This is a genomic window from Flagellimonas pelagia (genome assembly GCF_003584135.1).
GTDB classification, from domain to species: Bacteria; Bacteroidota; Bacteroidia; order Flavobacteriales; family Flavobacteriaceae; genus Flagellimonas; species Flagellimonas pelagia.
This window is the reverse complement of record NZ_QXFI01000020.1, coordinates 20,440-36,715: the sequence shown is the minus strand read 5'-3', so window position 1 is coordinate 36,715 and position 16,276 is coordinate 20,440. Positions and strand designations below refer to the sequence as shown.

Sequence of the window (16,276 nt, the reverse complement as noted above, 5' to 3'; positions counted from 1 at the left end):
ATGGAAGAAATCAAAGTATTTTGCCCCGCCACCATTGCCAACGTCTCCTGCGGGTTTGATGTGCTCGGACTTGCCTTGGATTCCGTTGGGGATGAAATGATCGTTAGAAAGACCGCTGAAAAAGGCATCTGCATCTTAAAGATTTTAGGTCAGGACCTTCCTTTGGAAACCGAGAAAAATGTGTCCGGAGTGGCCGGTTTGGCCCTTTTACAGAAAAGTGATTATGATGGCGGTTTTGAAATCGAAATCGATAAACGCATTAAACCGGGAAGTGGTATTGGCAGTAGTGCGGCAAGTTCCGCAGGTGCCGTTTGGGCCATGAACGAATTGCTGGGTAAACCCTTCTCCCCTTTGCAATTGGTGAAATTTGCCATGCAGGGCGAAAAATTGGCCAGTGATGTGGCCCATGCCGATAACGTGGCCCCAGCCATTTATGGGGGTTTCACTTTGGTGAGAAGCTATGACCCATTGGACATCATTCCCATTCCAACACCTTCGGAATTGGTGGCCACGGTGATTCATCCACAAATCGAGGTTAAGACTTCCGATTCCCGAAAAATTTTGAAGACCACCATATCCTTGGAAAAAGGGATCAAACAATGGGGCAATGTGGGCGGACTTATCGCTGGACTTTTCCAAAAGGATTACGACCTGATCGGACGATCGCTACAAGACCATATTGTGGAGCCCATCCGTTCCATTTTGATTCCCGGATTTGATGAAATCAAGTCCAATGCGTTGGTTTCCGGCGCATTGGGATGCGGAATTTCAGGTTCCGGACCCTCCATTTTTGCCTTAAGTAAAGGTTTGGAAACCGCAAAATCGGTGGCCCAATCCATGAAAGAAACCTATTCGAAATTTGGGATTCCATTTGACATCCATATTTCCAAAATCAATACCCAAGGGGTTAAAAAAATTGCCTAGTCCCATGAAATTTTACAGCCTGAACAATCCTAATTTACAAGCGTCTTTCAAGGAGGCCGTAATTGCAGGAATCGCTCCCGACAAAGGATTATATTTCCCTGAGAGCATTACCCCACTAGCTGAGGATTTCTTTGAAAATATAGACCAGTTATCCAATCATGAAATCGCCTTCAAGGCCATACATCAATTTGTGAATGCGGATATTCCCGACACAGTTTTGAAAGAAATCATCGCCAATACCTTGGATTTTGATTTTCCAGTCGTCCCAGTTGAAGAAAATGTGGCCACTTTGGAATTGTTCCACGGCCCTACGATGGCCTTTAAGGATGTAGGTGCACGGTTTATGGCCAATTGCCTGGGTTACTTTTCCCAAGGTGAAAAACAGGACGTAACCGTACTCGTTGCCACATCTGGAGATACGGGCGGAGCCGTTGCGAATGGATTTTTGGGTGTGGATGGCGTAAAAGTGGTTATCCTATACCCTAGTGGGAAAGTCAGTGATATCCAAGAAAAACAGTTGACCACTTTGGGCCAGAATATTGAGGCCATGGAAGTGGACGGCACTTTCGACGACTGCCAGCGCATGGTGAAGACCGCCTTTTTGGATGCAGAGATTACGGACCATAAAAAGCTTACCTCGGCCAACAGCATCAATGTAGCTAGATGGCTACCTCAATTGTTCTACTTTTTGTTTGCCTACAAACAAGCCAAATCCAAAGGAAAAGAAATTGTGTTTTCGGTACCATCGGGCAACTTTGGAAACATTTGTGCAGGCATGGTTGCCCAAAAATTGGGTATGCCAGTAAAACACTTTGTGGCTGCCACCAATGTGAACGATGTGGTACCCAAGTTCATGGAAAATGGGATTTACGAACCTGTTCCGTCCAAAGCCACCATTTCCAACGCCATGGATGTTGGCGACCCAAGCAACTTTGTACGCATCCAGCATTTGTACCAAGGAAATTTGGAAAGTCTTCGTGCCAACCTTTCTTCCTATTCCATTTCGGATGAAGAAACAAGGAAAGCCATGAAGCATATCCACTCCAAATCCGGTTATGTGATGGATCCCCATGGAGCTGTGGGTTATCTAGGTTTGAAGGAATATCAAAAAACACATCCCGATACCTATGGGATTTTCTTGGAAACGGCCCATCCCGTCAAGTTTTTGGATGTTGTGGAAGATACTTTGGGATTGACTCCCGAAATTCCACCCCAAATCCAAAAAGTGATGGACAGAGAAAAGAAATCACATCTGATCAAATCATACGAAGACCTGAAAGCCTCTTTATTGAAGACTGCTTAATCCAATTTGGGCAATTTGAAATTATCCAGCGGGCTAGGTTGTTTCATCATGGCCTCAATGGCCTCGGTAGTCCTGGGTGCCATGGCGGATAGTACAACAGGACCATCATTGGTGATCAGCACATCATCTTCGATACGGACAGCAATGCCCCACCATTTTTTATCGCAGTCACTCCCTTCCGGGATGTAGATTCCCGGTTCCACTGTAATAATGGTATTGGGTTTGAAAGGACCATAAGTACCATCATCATGCACATCCAATCCCAAATAATGGGAAGTGCCGTGGGGAAAATAAATTCGGGTTTCCTTTTCTTCCTTGATGATGCCCAATTTTAACAGACCATCGGCAACGACCTGATACGCTGCCTTACCGGGCGACTGAAAGGGTGCTCCCACCGTGCTGGCCTTTATTCCAGCTTCCTGGGCATTGTACACGATGTCGTAAATAGCTTTCTGCTCTGGGGTAAATTTTCCATTGGCAGGAATGGTTCGGGTCACATCGGCAGTATAACCGTGATATTCGGCCCCGAGGTCCATCAACACCAAATCATTGCCAACCGTAGTTTTACTGTTCTCAATATAATGCAGGATGCAACCATTGTTACCGCCGCCTACAATAGAAGGATACCCTTCATATTCGGCCCCATATTTTTTATAGACATATTCGTGAACGCCTTGTATTTCCGATTCCGACATATTGGGGTGCATGGCCTTCATCACTTCCATTTGGCCAACGGCGGAAATTTCCACAGCTTTCTTTAACAGCTTGATTTCTTCAGGAGTTTTGGTTTCCCTCAATTTGGCCATGGCCATTGGCAACACCTTGGAATCGAGATTGGAAGATTGCTGAATGACCAACACTTTGTTTTTGATTTCCTTTCTCAAATCTTCATTGGCCGCATTCACAAAATCATTTAAAAATTCATCTTCCTGCAAATTGGGATAACGGTTCATATATTTCTCCACGGTTTCTACCAACTCATCGGTTTTAGAACCATCATCGGCCGAAATCATGCGGTATAGATCATTTTTGACGGGATTGTAATCCGAAGGATAATTTGCTTTTTTCTTAAAAGTTTTGATCAGGTCAAAAAGATCAGCATTGCCGGATTGATCACGGTAATCATTTTTAAAATCCACAAAGGAAACCACATCAAAAGAAGCAAAATCAATAGGAAAATTCTCAAATTCCTTCCCATTGAAGACCATATCAAAGCCCAGTTTTTCCTTTACACCTTCAACGCCCAATCGCTTTCCGGTCCATTGCTCCGCCCTAGCATTTCTTTCCTGAACATAAATGATCTCATCAAACTTTTTGCCCGAAGCATCCGTTTGGGTTTCCGAAAACAGTACCAGCACTGCGTTCGGTTCTTTGTAACCTGTCAAATAATAAAAGTTAGGATCTTGGTGATATACGAAATCCACATCATTGGCCCGGTTTCGTTCGGCATTGGCAAATAACACCACGGCCGTATTGGGTGGCAATAATTTACGGACCTCATCCCTTCTTTGTTTATGAAAATCGGCAGATAGATAATCGGTTGGAGTACCTTGGGAAAAACCCATGGACACAATGGATAGCATCAGTAGTGTGCTAAATAGGATATTTTTCATCAAAAACTATATTTGGATCAAAATACAAATTTTACGGCGAAGCACTTGTTAAAAATGGCTTCCTATTTTTATGGAAATCATAAGAACTTTGAAGGTTTGATTCCTTAATTAATTCTATAAATTTGCCATGCTTAAAAATCTAAGAAATGAAAAACACAGCACTTTTTGAAACCCATAAGGCTCTTGGCGCCAAAATGGTTCCTTTTGCAGGTTACAACATGCCTGTTTCCTATGAGGGTGTGAATGCTGAACACGAAACCGTCCGTAATGGCGTAGGAGTGTTCGATGTGTCGCACATGGGAGAGTTTTTGATCGAGGGACCCAAGGCCTTGGAGTTGATTCAAAAAGTGACCACCAACGATGCTTCCAAACTTACCATAGGAAAGGCACAATACAGTTGTTTGCCGAATGAAACCGGCGGAATTGTGGATGATCTTATTGTATATCGAGTTAAGGAAGAAACCTATCTTTTGGTGGTGAATGCTTCCAATATTGACAAGGATTGGAACCATATTTCCAAATACAACGAAAGTATCGGAGCCGATATGAGGAACCTTTCCGATGATTATTCCTTATTGGCCATCCAAGGTCCAAAGGCTGTAGAAGCTATGCAATCCTTATCTTCTGTGGATTTGTCGGCTATCAACTTCTACAATTTTGTGGTGGGCGATTTTGCAGGCATCGATTATGTTATCATATCGGCCACGGGGTATACAGGATCGGGCGGATTTGAAATTTATTGCAAGAATTCCGAAGTACAACAAGTTTGGGACAAGGTGATGGAAGCTGGAGCTGCCTTTGGTATTAAACCCATTGGGTTGGCGGCCAGGGATACGCTGCGTTTGGAAATGGGTTATTGCCTTTACGGAAATGATATTGATGACACTACTTCCCCCTTTGAAGCCGGTTTGGGCTGGATTACCAAATTCACCAAGGATTTTGTGAACAGCGAAGCTTTGGCCAAGGAAAAGGAAACAGGTCCCAAAAGAAAATTGGTGGCCTTCCAAATGGAGGAAAGAGGAATCCCAAGACACGGATATCCCATTTTGGACAAAGACGGAAATGAAATAGGGGTGGTCACCTCAGGAACCATGTCCCCTTCCCTATCCCAAGGGATCGGATTGGGTTATGTGCCTGCTGAACATGCCGATTTGGGCACTACCATTTATATCAAGATTAGGATCAACAAAGTACCTGCAACTTTGGTAAAATTGCCCTTTTATAAAAATAGCTGATCGCGTTTGAACAAAAAGAAGATATTGATATTGGGTGCGAGTGGATTTGTGGGTAATGCCATCTACAAAGAACTCTGCTCCTATTTCGACACGTACGGCACTTATTTTACCAATCGTTCCTTTTCTTCCAACCAACAGTTTTTTAGGTATGACCTTCAGGAGGATGATGTTTTCCAGATTTTGGAAAAAGTACATCCTGATGTGATCATTTCATCCCTCCGGGGAGATTTTTCAGCTCAAATACAGGCCCATCAGCATATCATGGAATATTTGATGCGATCCAAGGCTAAGCTGTATTTTATTTCTTCGGCCAACGTATTTGATGCCTACAGTAAATTTCCATCTTACGAGTACGACAAGACCTTGTCCGAAAGTGTATATGGCCGCTTGAAGATCAAGATCGAGAACATGATGATGCGGATGCCTTCGGAAAAGACGGGAATCCTCCGTATTCCAATGGTCTTCGGAAACGCATCGCCCCGAATCAGGGAAATCAAAACAAGTTTGGAGCAACATGAACCTATTGAGGTATTCCCAAACCTGATCATCAATGTGACCAACGATGACAAACTTACACAACAGATCCACTATCTGATCAATCGGAACAAGACCGGCATCTATCATTTGGGGAGTAGCGACCTGATACAACATGAGGAATTCATCAAGGAAGTGATTAAACGAATGGGAAATTACCATCCCGTTTTCAAAAGGGTCTATACCACAAACGAAGATCGTTATCTTGCCGCCTTGCCCAAATACAATAAGCTGCCCAAAAATTTATTGATCAGTTGCCAAGAGGTGATAGACCACCATATTCCTGTCTGATGATTTAGCTTGACAAGGGTGCTTTTTTTGCTAAATTTGCCATCCATAACATCAATTTTACATGGGAAGAGCATTTGAATTTAGGAAAGCACGGAAAATGAAGCGTTGGGCCGCCATGTCCAAAGCATTCACCCGTATTGGTAAGGATATCGTAATCGCCGTTAAAGAAGGGGGACCGGACCCCGATGCCAACTCCAAACTGCGTGCCGTGATCCAAAATGCCAAAGCGGTGAACATGCCCAAAGAAAATATTGAAAGGGCTATAAAACGTGCATCCGATAAAAGCCAAGGGGATTATAAAGAGGTGCTTTTTGAAGGTTATGCTCCCCATGGAATTGCTATTTTGATCGAAACCGCTACGGACAACAATACCCGAACTGTTGCCAATATTAGAAGTTATTTCAACAAATGTAACGGAAGCTTGGGCACTTCAGGATCTGTGGAATTCATGTTCGACCACACCTGTAATTTTACCGTAAAGGGAGAAGGTTTGGATCCCGAGGAACTGGAATTGGAATTGATCGATTTTGGTGCCGAGGAAGTTTTTGTTGACGAGGACGGCATCCACATTTATGCCCCGTTTGAAAATTTTGGCTCTTTGCAAAAAGAGTTGGAATCCAGGGAGATTGAAATCATTTCTTCTGGGTTTGAACGTATTCCCCAAGTGACCAAGAAGCTCTCCGAAGAAGAAATGGCGGATGTGGAAAAACTTTTGGAAAAAATTGAAGAGGATGATGACGTGCAGAACGTGTACCACACCATGCAGGAGTAATCCTTAAAAACTATATTCCGGAACCTTGCCCTTTACTCCTTTGTAGAATTCACGGATTCTTTTAAAATCATTTTCTTGATGGTCCGAGGGGAGGAAAGGCTTCGCAATTTTCACTGCCTTTTTACCAAAATCAAAGGCTACCATCACTATGGGTACCTGTGCCTTTTTGGCGATATGATAAAAACCAGTGCGTAATTCCTGGACCTTTTTTCGGGTGCCTTCAGGTGCCAAGGCAAATCTAAAAACTTGTCTTTCATTGAATATTTGAACAATGCTATCCACCGTATTGGAATTTTTGGAACGGTCTACCGGAGCCCCGCCTGTCCATCTAAAAAACCATCCAAAAGGCGGTTTGAACAGACTTTTCTTGCCAATATAATTGATTTCTTGGTTCACCAACTTTCGCACCAATAATCCCAAGAAAAAGTCAAGCCAATGGGTATGCGGTATCACAATAATGACACACTTATCCACATTGGGAAAGGTACCGACCAGTTTCCATCCCAAAACCTTGAAATATATGAACTTGGCCAGTTGATGCATTCTTTGGAAATTATGAATAAAAGAAACCTATTGTTATGGCTTTATATCTTCTCATACATGGATTGAAGCCGTTCCGGGGTTATTATTTTCTTCCAACCACTCCCCAAGGCGTTCTCCCAAAGGGCTTCCAGTCCAAGGGCCACGTTGACCATCACATCAAAATCGTTTTGGGTAAGATTGGCACAAATACCCTTTGGCAATTGAATATGGTGCTTTTGGAGCATTTTCTTGAAAAGTGACACCCCTTCTGGATAGAATTCCTCCAAATGCAGGAAGACTAAACAGTTGCCGATTCCGTGTTTCACCCCTAAAAGATAGGAAAGTCCATAACTCATGGCATGGGCGATACCCACTTGTGAATAAGCAATACTCATACCCCCGTGCCAGGATGCCATCATCAACTTATCCCGGGACTCTTCTTCAGGGATATCTTCCAGAAAGACTTCCACACAGAGTTCCATGGCTTTTTCTCCATAGCTCTGGCTAAAAGCATTCAAATAGGTTCCGGTAAGGGATTCAACACAATGAATAAAACAGTCCATACCCGTATAGAACCACTGTTCCTTCGGAACTGTCCTCGTAAAATCAGGGTCCAAGAGCACTTGGTCATATGTAGTGTAATCCGAATTAATGCCTAATTTTTTATCGGGACCCAACAACACTGTGGTTCGGGAAACTTCAGCTCCGGTCCCGCTTATGGTCGGAACACCGACATGATACAAGGCCGGTTTGTTCACCAAATCCCAACCCTGATATTCTTCGGCCAAACCTTTATTGTTGAGAAGGATTGCCACGGCCTTGGCCAAATCAAGCAAAGTACCTCCACCTATTCCTATTATTCCCGAAGGAAGCTCCGAATAATTTTCCCTAATCTGGTTCACCAAGGCGTCCACTTGGGCTGTTTTGGGTTCTTCATCCGCCGAAATGAAGATGATCTCGTCGTTGAACATCAACGGCACCCTGGAGACAAATGCTTCGTTCTCAAAGAAGTCGTCCACCAAAAAAATGAAGGGTGCCTCGGAACTTTTGCGCATGGGCAACAGAATATCACCCAATTGCGAAAAACATCCCGATCCAAAAATGACCCTTGGTACCATCGGAAAATTACGGTATTGGGTCTTTATACTTGGGGTAATATTTTCTCTACTCAAGTTGTTCTCTATCTTCATCAGTTATCCAAATACTTCAAAATATCCTTTAGGCTGTTCAGTTTCAGATGGTTGTTCACCAATTCATCTTCCTCCGACACCATTTCATGGGCCCATGTGGTATGGAACGGCACATGCACGGCCTTGGCCCCAATATTCAAGATAGGCAATACATCCGACTTAAGGGAGTTCCCTATCATCAAAAATTCCTTTACATCAATGTTCAGATGCTCCAAAAGGTTGCTATAGTTGGTTTCCTTTTTATCACTCAATACTTCCACATGATGGAAATACTTGGACAATCCGGATTTTTCCAGCTTACGTTCCTGATCTAAAAGATCTCCTTTGGTGAGCACGATCAACCGGTATCTATTCACCAGTTTGGAAAGTACTTCCTCTACTCCATCCAACAACTCCACGGGATGGGCTATCATCTTTTTTCCCAGGTCCAAAATCTGGGCAATGGTGGTTTGTGAAATTTGATTGTTCGAAAGATCCAATGCCGATTCGATCATGGAAAGCATGAATCCTTTTATACCGTAACCATAGATATCAAGATTTACCATTTCCATTTTAAATAGTTCCTGGTCCACCTTGTTTTTGGTCTCGTAATCCTCCAACAGTTCAGCAAACCTTTCCTCCGTATCCCGAAAATACGTTTCGTTTACCCAAAGGGTATCGTCGGCATCAAACCCGATGACTTTTATGTTCGAAAAATCTACTTCCATACCGTTCTAGCGCGTTCCAAATCTTCCGGGGTGTCTATTTCGATACCGGTAACGTGTGTCTCTACCATTTTTATTTTTTTACCATACTCCAAAAACCGGATGGCCTCTATTTTTTCCTTGGCCTCCAAAGTGAGCATGGGCAATTTTTGAAAATCCATCAGAGCCCTTTTCCTGAAGGCATAGATTCCCTTATGCTTATAATAGGTGGCCTCCACTTCCTTATCCCTGGGATAGGGTATCGGGGAACGTGAGAAATAGAGGGCAAAGTTTTGGTTGTCCACAATCACCTTGACAGTATTGGGATTGGAAATTTCTTCCCAATCGGTGATGGGTGTCATGAGAGAAGCCAGATCTATTTCTTTATCCACATCTTTTTGAAATACATCAATGACCTTTTCCAGACTTACCGAATCGATAAAGGGTTCATCTCCCTGCACATTGATCACAATATCCACCTCCATATCTTCCACAGCCTCGGCTATACGATCACTGCCACTTTCGTGCTGGTTCTTGCTCATGATCACGTTACCATTTATCCCATGGATGACCTCGGCAATGATGGGACTGTCGGTAACCACGTAGACCTCATCAAAAAGTTGGGTGTTCACGGCAGCCTCATAAGTCCTTACAATGACCGGCTTGCCCGCAAGGTCCTGCATCAACTTGGCTGGAAACCGTGAGGCTTGATAACGGGCGGGAATCATGGAAATTATTTTCACTTAACTGTGGATTGGTTGGATATTATTTTTTGGGCCGAAGCTTTCTATAGATCGTAAAAATGAACAATAATATAATGATGACCAAAATGGCTGCTATGGGCGGCACCAAAATAGATGCCGTACTCACTGCTACCGCAGCCCCTGTTTCCACTGTGGACACCAACGGATTGGCAAGTCCTCCTGTAGTAGCGGTCGAGGTCAATCTTCCAGCAGCATTGGCCCCTTTTATGGCAGTTGCTGTACCTCCTCCAGCTATGATGGCCAAGGACCAGGTTACTACGGGATCCAAATCGGTAATGGTCGAAACCATAACGGCAGTCCCTGCGATTCCTGCCAAGGGCAAAGCCAAAGTGTCCAAAGCATTGTCTACCCAAGGGATGAAATATGCGAATATTTCTGCTATTGTGGCCACACCAAAGGTGATTACTGCAGCCAAACTACCCAGCCAATGCCAGTTGTCGTTCAATTCCCAAACTCCAAAATGGGACGCCAAACTCAGGGCGAACAAGGGCAAAAATATCCTGAAACCGGCAGAAGCTGCCAGCCCTATTCCGAGAAAAATACTAATTATGGTACTTGGTTCAATGTTCATGGTAGGTCTAATTTAGGGTATTCCTAATCAAGAAAAAAATCATCTTTAAATCCGATCAGGTACAGTTGTTTCTTTGCCCGTGTAACGGCAGTATATAACCACCTCAGGTATTCTTTGTCCACCCCGTTGGGCAAATAGGGCTGCTCTACAAAAACAGTATTCCATTGCCCTCCTTGCGACTTATGGCACGTAATGGCATAGGAAAATTTCACTTGCAAAGCATTGAAGAACCTGTTGTTCTTGACACCCAAGAACTTTCTGTAATTCGATTTTTCATGGGCATAATCCTTCATCACCTCTTGGTACAATCGGTTCCCGTCTTCATAGGAAAGGGATGGGGATTCCGCGTTTATGGTGTCGAGCAACAAAACAGTCTCAAATGGTTTCTGTCCGGGATAATCCACCATTTTCACCTTCACTTCCGCAAAGGTAAAGCCATACAGTTCTTTAATGGCAAACAACTCCAGAATTTCTATAATATCTCCGTTAGCAATGAAGCCAGCTTCAGAATTGGGTTTCAACCAAAAGTAATTGTTCTTCACCACCATCATATAATCCCCAACCGAAATTTGATTTTCCAAAAAAAGGATACGCTCCCTGATATTCTGATTGTATAGATTTGCCCTTTTATTGGAACGCACAATAATGGCGGTCTCCTCTTTTCCATTTTCGCTGTAGGACGAATCGATGGCCTCCTGGATCTCAGCCCCGTCAATCAACCGAACGATATCCTTATAATGATCCAATTCAAATTGGAAACCATCATAAAACTGAGATTGCAATTGCTCCCTTAAATTGGTGGCATTATATAGGATACCCGAATCATCGGTTTGCCTCATGACTTGGTCCAGTTCCAAACATTCCACCTCTTTATCATAATTAAGGGCCAAACGATCTTGGTCCAAAGCTGGACTGAGTTCCAATTTTACCGGGGGTAACTGTGCCGTATCACCAATCAACACCAATTTGCAATTATGACCGGAATGTACAAAGAACATAAGGTCGTCCAACAAAGAACCGTTTTCAAAAAGCTTTGAGTCGGCTGGGGTATCGGGTATCATGGAAGCCTCGTCAACAATAAATACGGTATTGCGATGCTTGTTCGGGGCCAGTACAAACTGGATGTTGCCCCCTGACTGCTTTTTAGGAAAATAGATCTTCTTGTGGATGGTAAAGGCCTTGTCCCCTGAATAAACGGACATCACCTTGGCCGCGCGCCCCGTAGGTGCCATGAGCACCGAACTCATTTTCACTTTCCATAGACTACTTACCAATGTAGCCACCAAAGTAGTCTTTCCCGTTCCGGCAAAGCCCTTCAATAGGAACACCTCTTCCTTTTTTCCTTCGAGGACAAACCTAGCCAATTTTTCCATGGCCAAACCTTGCTTCTCCGTAGGTATGTGGGGGAATTTTTCCTTTAAAATCTTCAAAAATCCGGGTGCGGTAAAATCGTTCATGGGCTTCTAAAGATAGCATGGTTTTTTAAAGCAAAAAGTTTCGTGATTAAAAAAAAATTGTAGATTTGTCAGTAACCACTAAATTAACTTTGAAAGACAGTATCAGATATGTTAAACTTAATTCTTATTGTTGTATTAATATGCCTTGTAACCTTTGGGCTTGTATTCGTGATTGACAGATTTTTACCTCAAAAAGTAAAGCCCGTTTTGGTCATTGCGTTTGGACTTTTAAGCATTTTTCTAGGTTATAAAATATATCAATCCATCAACGCCCCTATCGAGTTCAATAAAGTAAGAAAAGAGAGATTTTCCCATGTAATTGCAAAATTAAAGGATATCCGCGATGCCGAAGAAGCCTATAAAACCGTTAATGGTAAATACGCTGGCAATTTTGAGAGCTTGATCAAATTCATCGATACAGGGAACTATACCATTACCACCCAAAGGGACTCTTCTTATATGAGATTTGACAAGGCCTATGGCATTGAACTTCAACAAGATACCGTAATCATCGATACTTTGGGAATGGTAAAAATCAAAGATTCCCTATTTAAAGGAAGTGATCGATACAAATCCATGATGGATGTACCTTACGCCCAAAATGGAGAAAAATTCGAACTTAAAGCTGACATCATGGACAAGAGCGGTTATAAGGCTCCCGTTTTCGAAGCCAAAGTGAAAAAGGATGTTGTTCTTTATGATCAACCCAAAGATTTGGTCGATAGGGAAAAAGCCCACCAAAGTGTTGAGGAAGTAAACGGCGATGAAATAAAAGTTGGTTCGTTGACCGATGTGAGCACCAACGGAAACTGGCCTCCAATCTATGACAGAAAAAATAACTGATATAGCGCAGCCAAAAGAACATAGCACTTATAGAAAACTGTCCATTCAGGTTAGCCTGAATGGACTTTCTTTTTGTGTTCTGGATACCATTACCAATAAGATACTGGCTTTTGAGAAGGTTGTTTTCAACACTCCTTCCACTCCTTACCTCATGCTCAAGGAACTGAAGGCCAAACTGAGTCAACACGGTGATATCGGTAGAAACTTTTCCGAGGTGGTCGTTATCCACAAGAACAATATGTTCGGATTGGTACCCAAACCCCTGTTCAATAAGGATGAGCTACCCAATTACTTAAAGTTCAATGCCAAGATCATGGCCAATGACCTTGTTGCCTATGATGAGCTACCAAACCAGGAAATCATTAATGTTTACATTCCATACACCAACGTCAACAATTATATTTTTGAACTTTTCGGTGAGTTTGAATTCAAACATAGTGGAACCGTCCTCATATCCACATTACTTTCACAAAGCAGGACCGCTTCCGAGCCTACCTGTTATGTACAGGTATCCGGAAAGGACATGGAAATGATGGTGGCCTCGGATAAAAAACTCCTTTTCTACAACCAGTTTGAATACAAGACCAAAGAGGACTTTTTATATTTTTTGCTTTTCAGTCTGGAACAGTTGCAAATGGATCTTGAAAAAATCCAGTTAAAACTTTTTGGTTCTATTGAAGAGGGTGATCCCATTTTTGACCTTTGCTATCAATACATTAAAAACGTATCAGTTTTTGTTCCCAGCAATCCTGCCTTTCCCTTGGAAGAGTTGGAAAACGAGAGCATAGATTTTTCCATATTAAGCTCCCTTTAAATGCGGATCATCTCTGGAAAATATAAGGGCAAAAGATTAATTGCCCCTAAAAAATTACCCGTTCGGCCCACCACCGATATGGCCAAGGAAGGGCTCTTCAATATCTTGAACAACCGTTTTTATTTTGATGGACTTAAAGTTCTGGACCTTTTTTCCGGAACAGGCAACATTAGTTTTGAATTCGCCTCGAGAGGCATTGACGATATCACGGCCGTGGACAGCTTTCCAGGATGCACCCAGTACATTGCCAAAACTGCAACCGAGTTGGATTTTTCAATCAGTACGGTTAAGGCCGATGTCTTCAAATACTTAGAGAAAACGACTGAAAAATTCGATATCATCTTTGCCGACCCACCCTATAGTTTTGACCAGAGCCAATTCCTAAAAATTGCCAATCTGGTTTTTGAAAGAGGATTGCTAGAGGAAGATGGTCTTTTGGTTGTCGAACATTCCGATCAAACCGACCTTTCCCAACATCCGCGCCATACCGAACAAAGAAAATATGGGGGAAGCATTTTTAGTTTCTTTCAAGAGGAAGAAATGGAATAAAAAAGCAGGCCGTAAGCCGGATTCTGTATACCCTTACCATTTATCTAGGCCAGTGGTTGCCCAAAGGCTCTAACCGCCTACCCTCCAGCTCGGGCGTGCAACCCTCAAACACTGGTTTACATGGCGTTTCACCGCATAGAGTTTACCTGATTTCACTACAGCCGAACTGTACTTGCTTTCTGTTGCACTGGTCCTCGCCTTTCGGCGGACGGGCGTTACCCGCTATGCCGCACTACGGTGTCCGGACTTTCCTCTTCAATCTTGTCGCCAAAATTGCAGCGATAAGGTGGCCTGCTTGGATGCAAAGGTAATCCAATTGTTAATAAAAAAAGGCTATCCAAGTTACAGAGAAGTGGCTTTGACGGTTGCTATTTTTATATTTGTAAAAACTCTATTATCCCTGCATTGGAACCATTTGTCGTATCAGCTCGAAAATACCGTCCCCAGACGTTTAAGGATGTGGTGGGCCAAGAGGCCATTACCAATACCTTGCTGAACGCCATTGACAACAATCACCTGGCGCAGGCCCTTTTATTCTGTGGCCCCAGAGGTGTGGGAAAGACTACTTGTGCCCGTATCTTGGCCAAGAAAATCAACCAGGATGGCACGGAACGTGAAGATGAGGATTTCGCTTTCAATATTTTTGAATTGGATGCGGCTTCCAACAACTCCGTGGACGATATTCGAAACTTGATCGACCAAGTTAGGATACCTCCCCAAGTAGGAAAGTATAAGGTGTACATCATCGATGAGGTACACATGTTGTCGCAATCCGCTTTCAATGCGTTTTTGAAGACTTTGGAGGAACCGCCCAAGCATGCCATCTTTATATTGGCCACCACGGAAAAACACAAGATCATCCCCACTATATTGTCCCGTTGTCAAATCTTTGATTTTAAACGGATCACGGTGAAGGATGCTTCAGAATACCTCAAATACATCGCCGAGCAACAAGGGGTTGAAGCAGAGGAAAGTGCCCTGCACATCATTGCTCAAAAAGCGGATGGTGCCATGCGCGATGCCCTATCGATTTTTGACCGTGTGGTCAGTTTTTCAGGGAAACAATTGACCCGAAAGGCCGTAACGGAAAACCTAAATGTTCTGGATTATGACATTTATTTTTCCGCCACGGATCTGATCTTGGAAAACAACATACCCGAACTTTTGGTACTCTTCAACAAAACCTTATCGCTAGGTTTTGACGGACATCATTTTATATCGGGATTGGCGTCTCATTTCAGGGATTTAATGGTGTGCCAACACCCTGATACCCTAAACCTATTGGAAGTCGGCGATGATGTAAAATCCCAATATCAGGAGCAGGCCAAAAAGGCTCCCAAAGAATTCCTTTTAAAGGCCATTGATATGGCCAATGACTGCGATCTGCAATACAAGTCGAGTAAAAATCAGCGGTTACTGGTAGAACTTACTCTCATGAAATTGGCGTCCATCACTTTTGATGGAGAAAAAAAAAACTCTAATTTCATAATTCCCGCCTCTTTTTTCGCAAAAAGAGAACCAGTCACCAATGGCGCCAAAACGGTCCAGACCAATGGCTCAACACAAAAGGAGTCACCGAAACCTACTCAAAATCAATCCAATGTAGAAGTTTTAGAGGAAGAATTGGTCAGCGAACCTGTGGAAACGGTTAGTGAACCCGAAGCAGTCATAAATGAACCGAAGGAGGAATACCAACCTCCCAAAATACAGATCGGCAACTTGGAAAAACGGGTTTCCGGGCTCTCCCTCTCCAGTATCAAAATCAAAAAGGAGCACGAGAACACCAAATCTCCTGAAATAGCCCATGAAGATCTTCCCAAAGACTCTTTTTCCGAAGAGGATATGCAAAAGCATTGGGACGATTTTGTACATCAACTGGAAAGTCAAGGAAGGAAAATTTTGGCCAGTAACCTTCAGACCGATGTTCCCAAACTCAAAAGTGATGATACTATTTGGATCGAGTTACCGAACGGGACCATGAAAAAGGAAATAGAGCGGGAGCAAAACCTGATGTTGGATTACCTTAAGCAAAAGCTCAACAACTACTCCATCACCCTTCAGATTACGGTGAACGAGGAAGTTGCCAAAAAGTTCGCCTTCACTCCCGCAGAGAAATACGAAAAATTAAAGGAGAAAAACCCAGCCATCGATTTATTGCGTAAAGAGTTTGACCTTGATTTTTAGCTTCATACCCAATACCCGTATCTTTGT

At 43.1% G+C, this 16,276-nt stretch carries 16 protein-coding genes and 1 other RNA gene; 9 read left to right on the top strand and 8 right to left on the bottom strand.

What is annotated here, in order from left to right:
- Window positions 1-924: a homoserine kinase gene (locus D2V05_RS08105; protein WP_119647171.1), complete on the top strand. Its 924-nt coding sequence runs from the start codon at window positions 1-3 to the stop codon at window positions 922-924.
- A 4-nt stretch (window positions 925-928) separates the two neighbouring features.
- Window positions 929-2,227 (top strand): threonine synthase, encoded by a 1,299-nt coding sequence (gene thrC, locus D2V05_RS08100; protein ID WP_119647170.1) that lies wholly within the window; start codon window positions 929-931, stop codon window positions 2,225-2,227.
- Here thrC and D2V05_RS08095 read toward each other — a convergent pair.
- Entirely contained in the window at window positions 2,224-3,840 is a 1,617-nt protein-coding gene (locus D2V05_RS08095) for an aminopeptidase P family protein (protein WP_119647169.1), read from the bottom strand. The two genes, thrC and D2V05_RS08095, sit on opposite strands and share 4 nt — an antisense overlap.
- Before the next feature lie 146 nt (window positions 3,841-3,986).
- On the opposite strand from D2V05_RS08095, the gene gcvT reads away from it, so the two are divergent.
- The 3 genes from gcvT to D2V05_RS08080 all read left to right on the top strand — a co-directional run bounded on the left by gcvT (window position 3,987) and on the right by D2V05_RS08080 (window position 6,672).
- Entirely contained in the window at window positions 3,987-5,075 is a 1,089-nt protein-coding gene (gene gcvT, locus D2V05_RS08090) for a glycine cleavage system aminomethyltransferase GcvT (protein ID WP_119647168.1), read from the top strand.
- Window positions 5,076-5,081: 6 nt separating this feature from the next.
- Window positions 5,082-5,900: a sugar nucleotide-binding protein gene (locus D2V05_RS08085; protein WP_119647167.1), complete on the top strand. Its 819-nt coding sequence runs from the start codon at window positions 5,082-5,084 to the stop codon at window positions 5,898-5,900.
- A 61-nt stretch (window positions 5,901-5,961) separates the two neighbouring features.
- A complete protein-coding gene (locus D2V05_RS08080) occupies window positions 5,962-6,672 on the top strand; it encodes a YebC/PmpR family DNA-binding transcriptional regulator (protein ID WP_119647166.1) in 711 nt (236 codons plus the stop codon).
- A 3-nt stretch (window positions 6,673-6,675) separates the two neighbouring features.
- Here the strand turns inward: D2V05_RS08080 and D2V05_RS08075 are convergent, their stop codons facing one another.
- The 6 genes from D2V05_RS08075 to D2V05_RS08050 are packed head-to-tail and all read right to left on the bottom strand — an operon-like array spanning window position 6,676 to window position 11,859.
- Window positions 6,676-7,215, bottom strand: a complete 540-nt coding sequence (locus tag D2V05_RS08075) for a 1-acyl-sn-glycerol-3-phosphate acyltransferase (RefSeq protein WP_119647165.1) — start codon at window positions 7,213-7,215, stop codon at window positions 6,676-6,678.
- 41 nt (window positions 7,216-7,256) lie between these two features.
- Window positions 7,257-8,384: an iron-containing alcohol dehydrogenase family protein gene (locus D2V05_RS08070; RefSeq protein ID WP_119647164.1), complete on the bottom strand. Its 1,128-nt coding sequence runs from the start codon at window positions 8,382-8,384 to the stop codon at window positions 7,257-7,259.
- Window positions 8,384-9,091 (bottom strand): HAD family hydrolase, encoded by a 708-nt coding sequence (locus D2V05_RS08065; protein ID WP_119647163.1) that lies wholly within the window; start codon window positions 9,089-9,091, stop codon window positions 8,384-8,386. Before D2V05_RS08065 ends, D2V05_RS08070 begins: the two co-directional genes overlap by 1 nt.
- Window positions 9,082-9,795: a 3-deoxy-manno-octulosonate cytidylyltransferase gene (gene kdsB / locus D2V05_RS08060; RefSeq protein WP_183114806.1), complete on the bottom strand. Its 714-nt coding sequence runs from the start codon at window positions 9,793-9,795 to the stop codon at window positions 9,082-9,084. The genes D2V05_RS08065 and kdsB overlap by 10 nt, the downstream gene beginning before the upstream one ends.
- Window positions 9,796-9,832: 37 nt before the next feature.
- Window positions 9,833-10,396: a DUF4126 domain-containing protein gene (locus D2V05_RS08055; RefSeq protein ID WP_183114805.1), complete on the bottom strand. Its 564-nt coding sequence runs from the start codon at window positions 10,394-10,396 to the stop codon at window positions 9,833-9,835.
- Between the two features lie 29 nt (window positions 10,397-10,425).
- Window positions 10,426-11,859 carry an ATP-dependent DNA helicase gene (locus D2V05_RS08050; RefSeq protein ID WP_119647160.1) on the bottom strand — a complete coding sequence of 478 codons (1,434 nt, stop codon included), beginning with the start codon at window positions 11,857-11,859 and terminating at the stop codon, window positions 10,426-10,428.
- 108 nt (window positions 11,860-11,967) lie between these two features.
- Here D2V05_RS08050 and D2V05_RS08045 point away from each other — a divergent pair, with 108 nt between their 5' ends.
- The 3 genes from D2V05_RS08045 to rsmD are packed head-to-tail and all read left to right on the top strand — an operon-like array spanning window position 11,968 to window position 14,065.
- Window positions 11,968-12,702: a hypothetical protein gene (locus D2V05_RS08045; protein ID WP_119647159.1), complete on the top strand. Its 735-nt coding sequence runs from the start codon at window positions 11,968-11,970 to the stop codon at window positions 12,700-12,702.
- A complete protein-coding gene (locus tag D2V05_RS08040; RefSeq protein WP_119647158.1) occupies window positions 12,683-13,516 on the top strand; it encodes a DUF3822 family protein in 834 nt (277 codons plus the stop codon). Before D2V05_RS08045 ends, D2V05_RS08040 begins: the two co-directional genes overlap by 20 nt.
- A complete protein-coding gene (gene rsmD / locus D2V05_RS08035; RefSeq protein WP_119647157.1) occupies window positions 13,517-14,065 on the top strand; it encodes a 16S rRNA (guanine(966)-N(2))-methyltransferase RsmD in 549 nt (182 codons plus the stop codon).
- Here the strand turns inward: rsmD and rnpB are convergent.
- An RNA gene (gene rnpB / locus D2V05_RS08030) (RNase P RNA component class A) lies at window positions 14,063-14,363 on the bottom strand. The two genes, rsmD and rnpB, sit on opposite strands and share 3 nt — an antisense overlap.
- Before the next feature lie 107 nt (window positions 14,364-14,470).
- On the opposite strand from rnpB, the gene D2V05_RS08025 reads away from it, so the two are divergent.
- The gene (locus tag D2V05_RS08025; protein ID WP_119647181.1) at window positions 14,471-16,249 is read left to right on the top strand and encodes a DNA polymerase III subunit gamma/tau; all 1,779 of its coding nucleotides are present in this window, start codon (window positions 14,471-14,473) and stop codon (window positions 16,247-16,249) included.
- Window positions 16,250-16,276 lie beyond the last annotated feature (27 nt).

Excerpts from the sequence above, each read along its gene's own strand:
- D2V05_RS08080 (WP_119647166.1), top strand. The coding sequence starts at position 5,962 with ATGGGAAGAGCATTTGAATTTAGGAAAGCACGGAAAATGAAGCGTTGG.
- thrC (WP_119647170.1), top strand. The coding sequence starts at position 929 with ATGAAATTTTACAGCCTGAACAATCCTAATTTACAAGCGTCTTTCAAG.
- rsmD (WP_119647157.1), top strand. The coding sequence starts at position 13,517 with ATGCGGATCATCTCTGGAAAATATAAGGGCAAAAGATTAATTGCCCCT.
- D2V05_RS08045 (WP_119647159.1), top strand. The coding sequence starts at position 11,968 with ATGTTAAACTTAATTCTTATTGTTGTATTAATATGCCTTGTAACCTTT.
- D2V05_RS08105 (WP_119647171.1), top strand. The coding sequence starts at position 1 with ATGGAAGAAATCAAAGTATTTTGCCCCGCCACCATTGCCAACGTCTCC.
- D2V05_RS08075 (WP_119647165.1), bottom strand. The coding sequence starts at position 7,215 with ATGCATCAACTGGCCAAGTTCATATATTTCAAGGTTTTGGGATGGAAA.
- gcvT (WP_119647168.1), top strand. The coding sequence starts at position 3,987 with ATGAAAAACACAGCACTTTTTGAAACCCATAAGGCTCTTGGCGCCAAA.
- kdsB (WP_183114806.1), bottom strand. The coding sequence starts at position 9,795 with ATGATTCCCGCCCGTTATCAAGCCTCACGGTTTCCAGCCAAGTTGATG.
- D2V05_RS08095 (WP_119647169.1), bottom strand. The coding sequence starts at position 3,840 with ATGAAAAATATCCTATTTAGCACACTACTGATGCTATCCATTGTGTCC.
- D2V05_RS08070 (WP_119647164.1), bottom strand. The coding sequence starts at position 8,384 with ATGAAGATAGAGAACAACTTGAGTAGAGAAAATATTACCCCAAGTATA.
- D2V05_RS08040 (WP_119647158.1), top strand. The coding sequence starts at position 12,683 with ATGACAGAAAAAATAACTGATATAGCGCAGCCAAAAGAACATAGCACT.
- D2V05_RS08050 (WP_119647160.1), bottom strand. The coding sequence starts at position 11,859 with ATGAACGATTTTACCGCACCCGGATTTTTGAAGATTTTAAAGGAAAAA.
- D2V05_RS08065 (WP_119647163.1), bottom strand. The coding sequence starts at position 9,091 with ATGGAAGTAGATTTTTCGAACATAAAAGTCATCGGGTTTGATGCCGAC.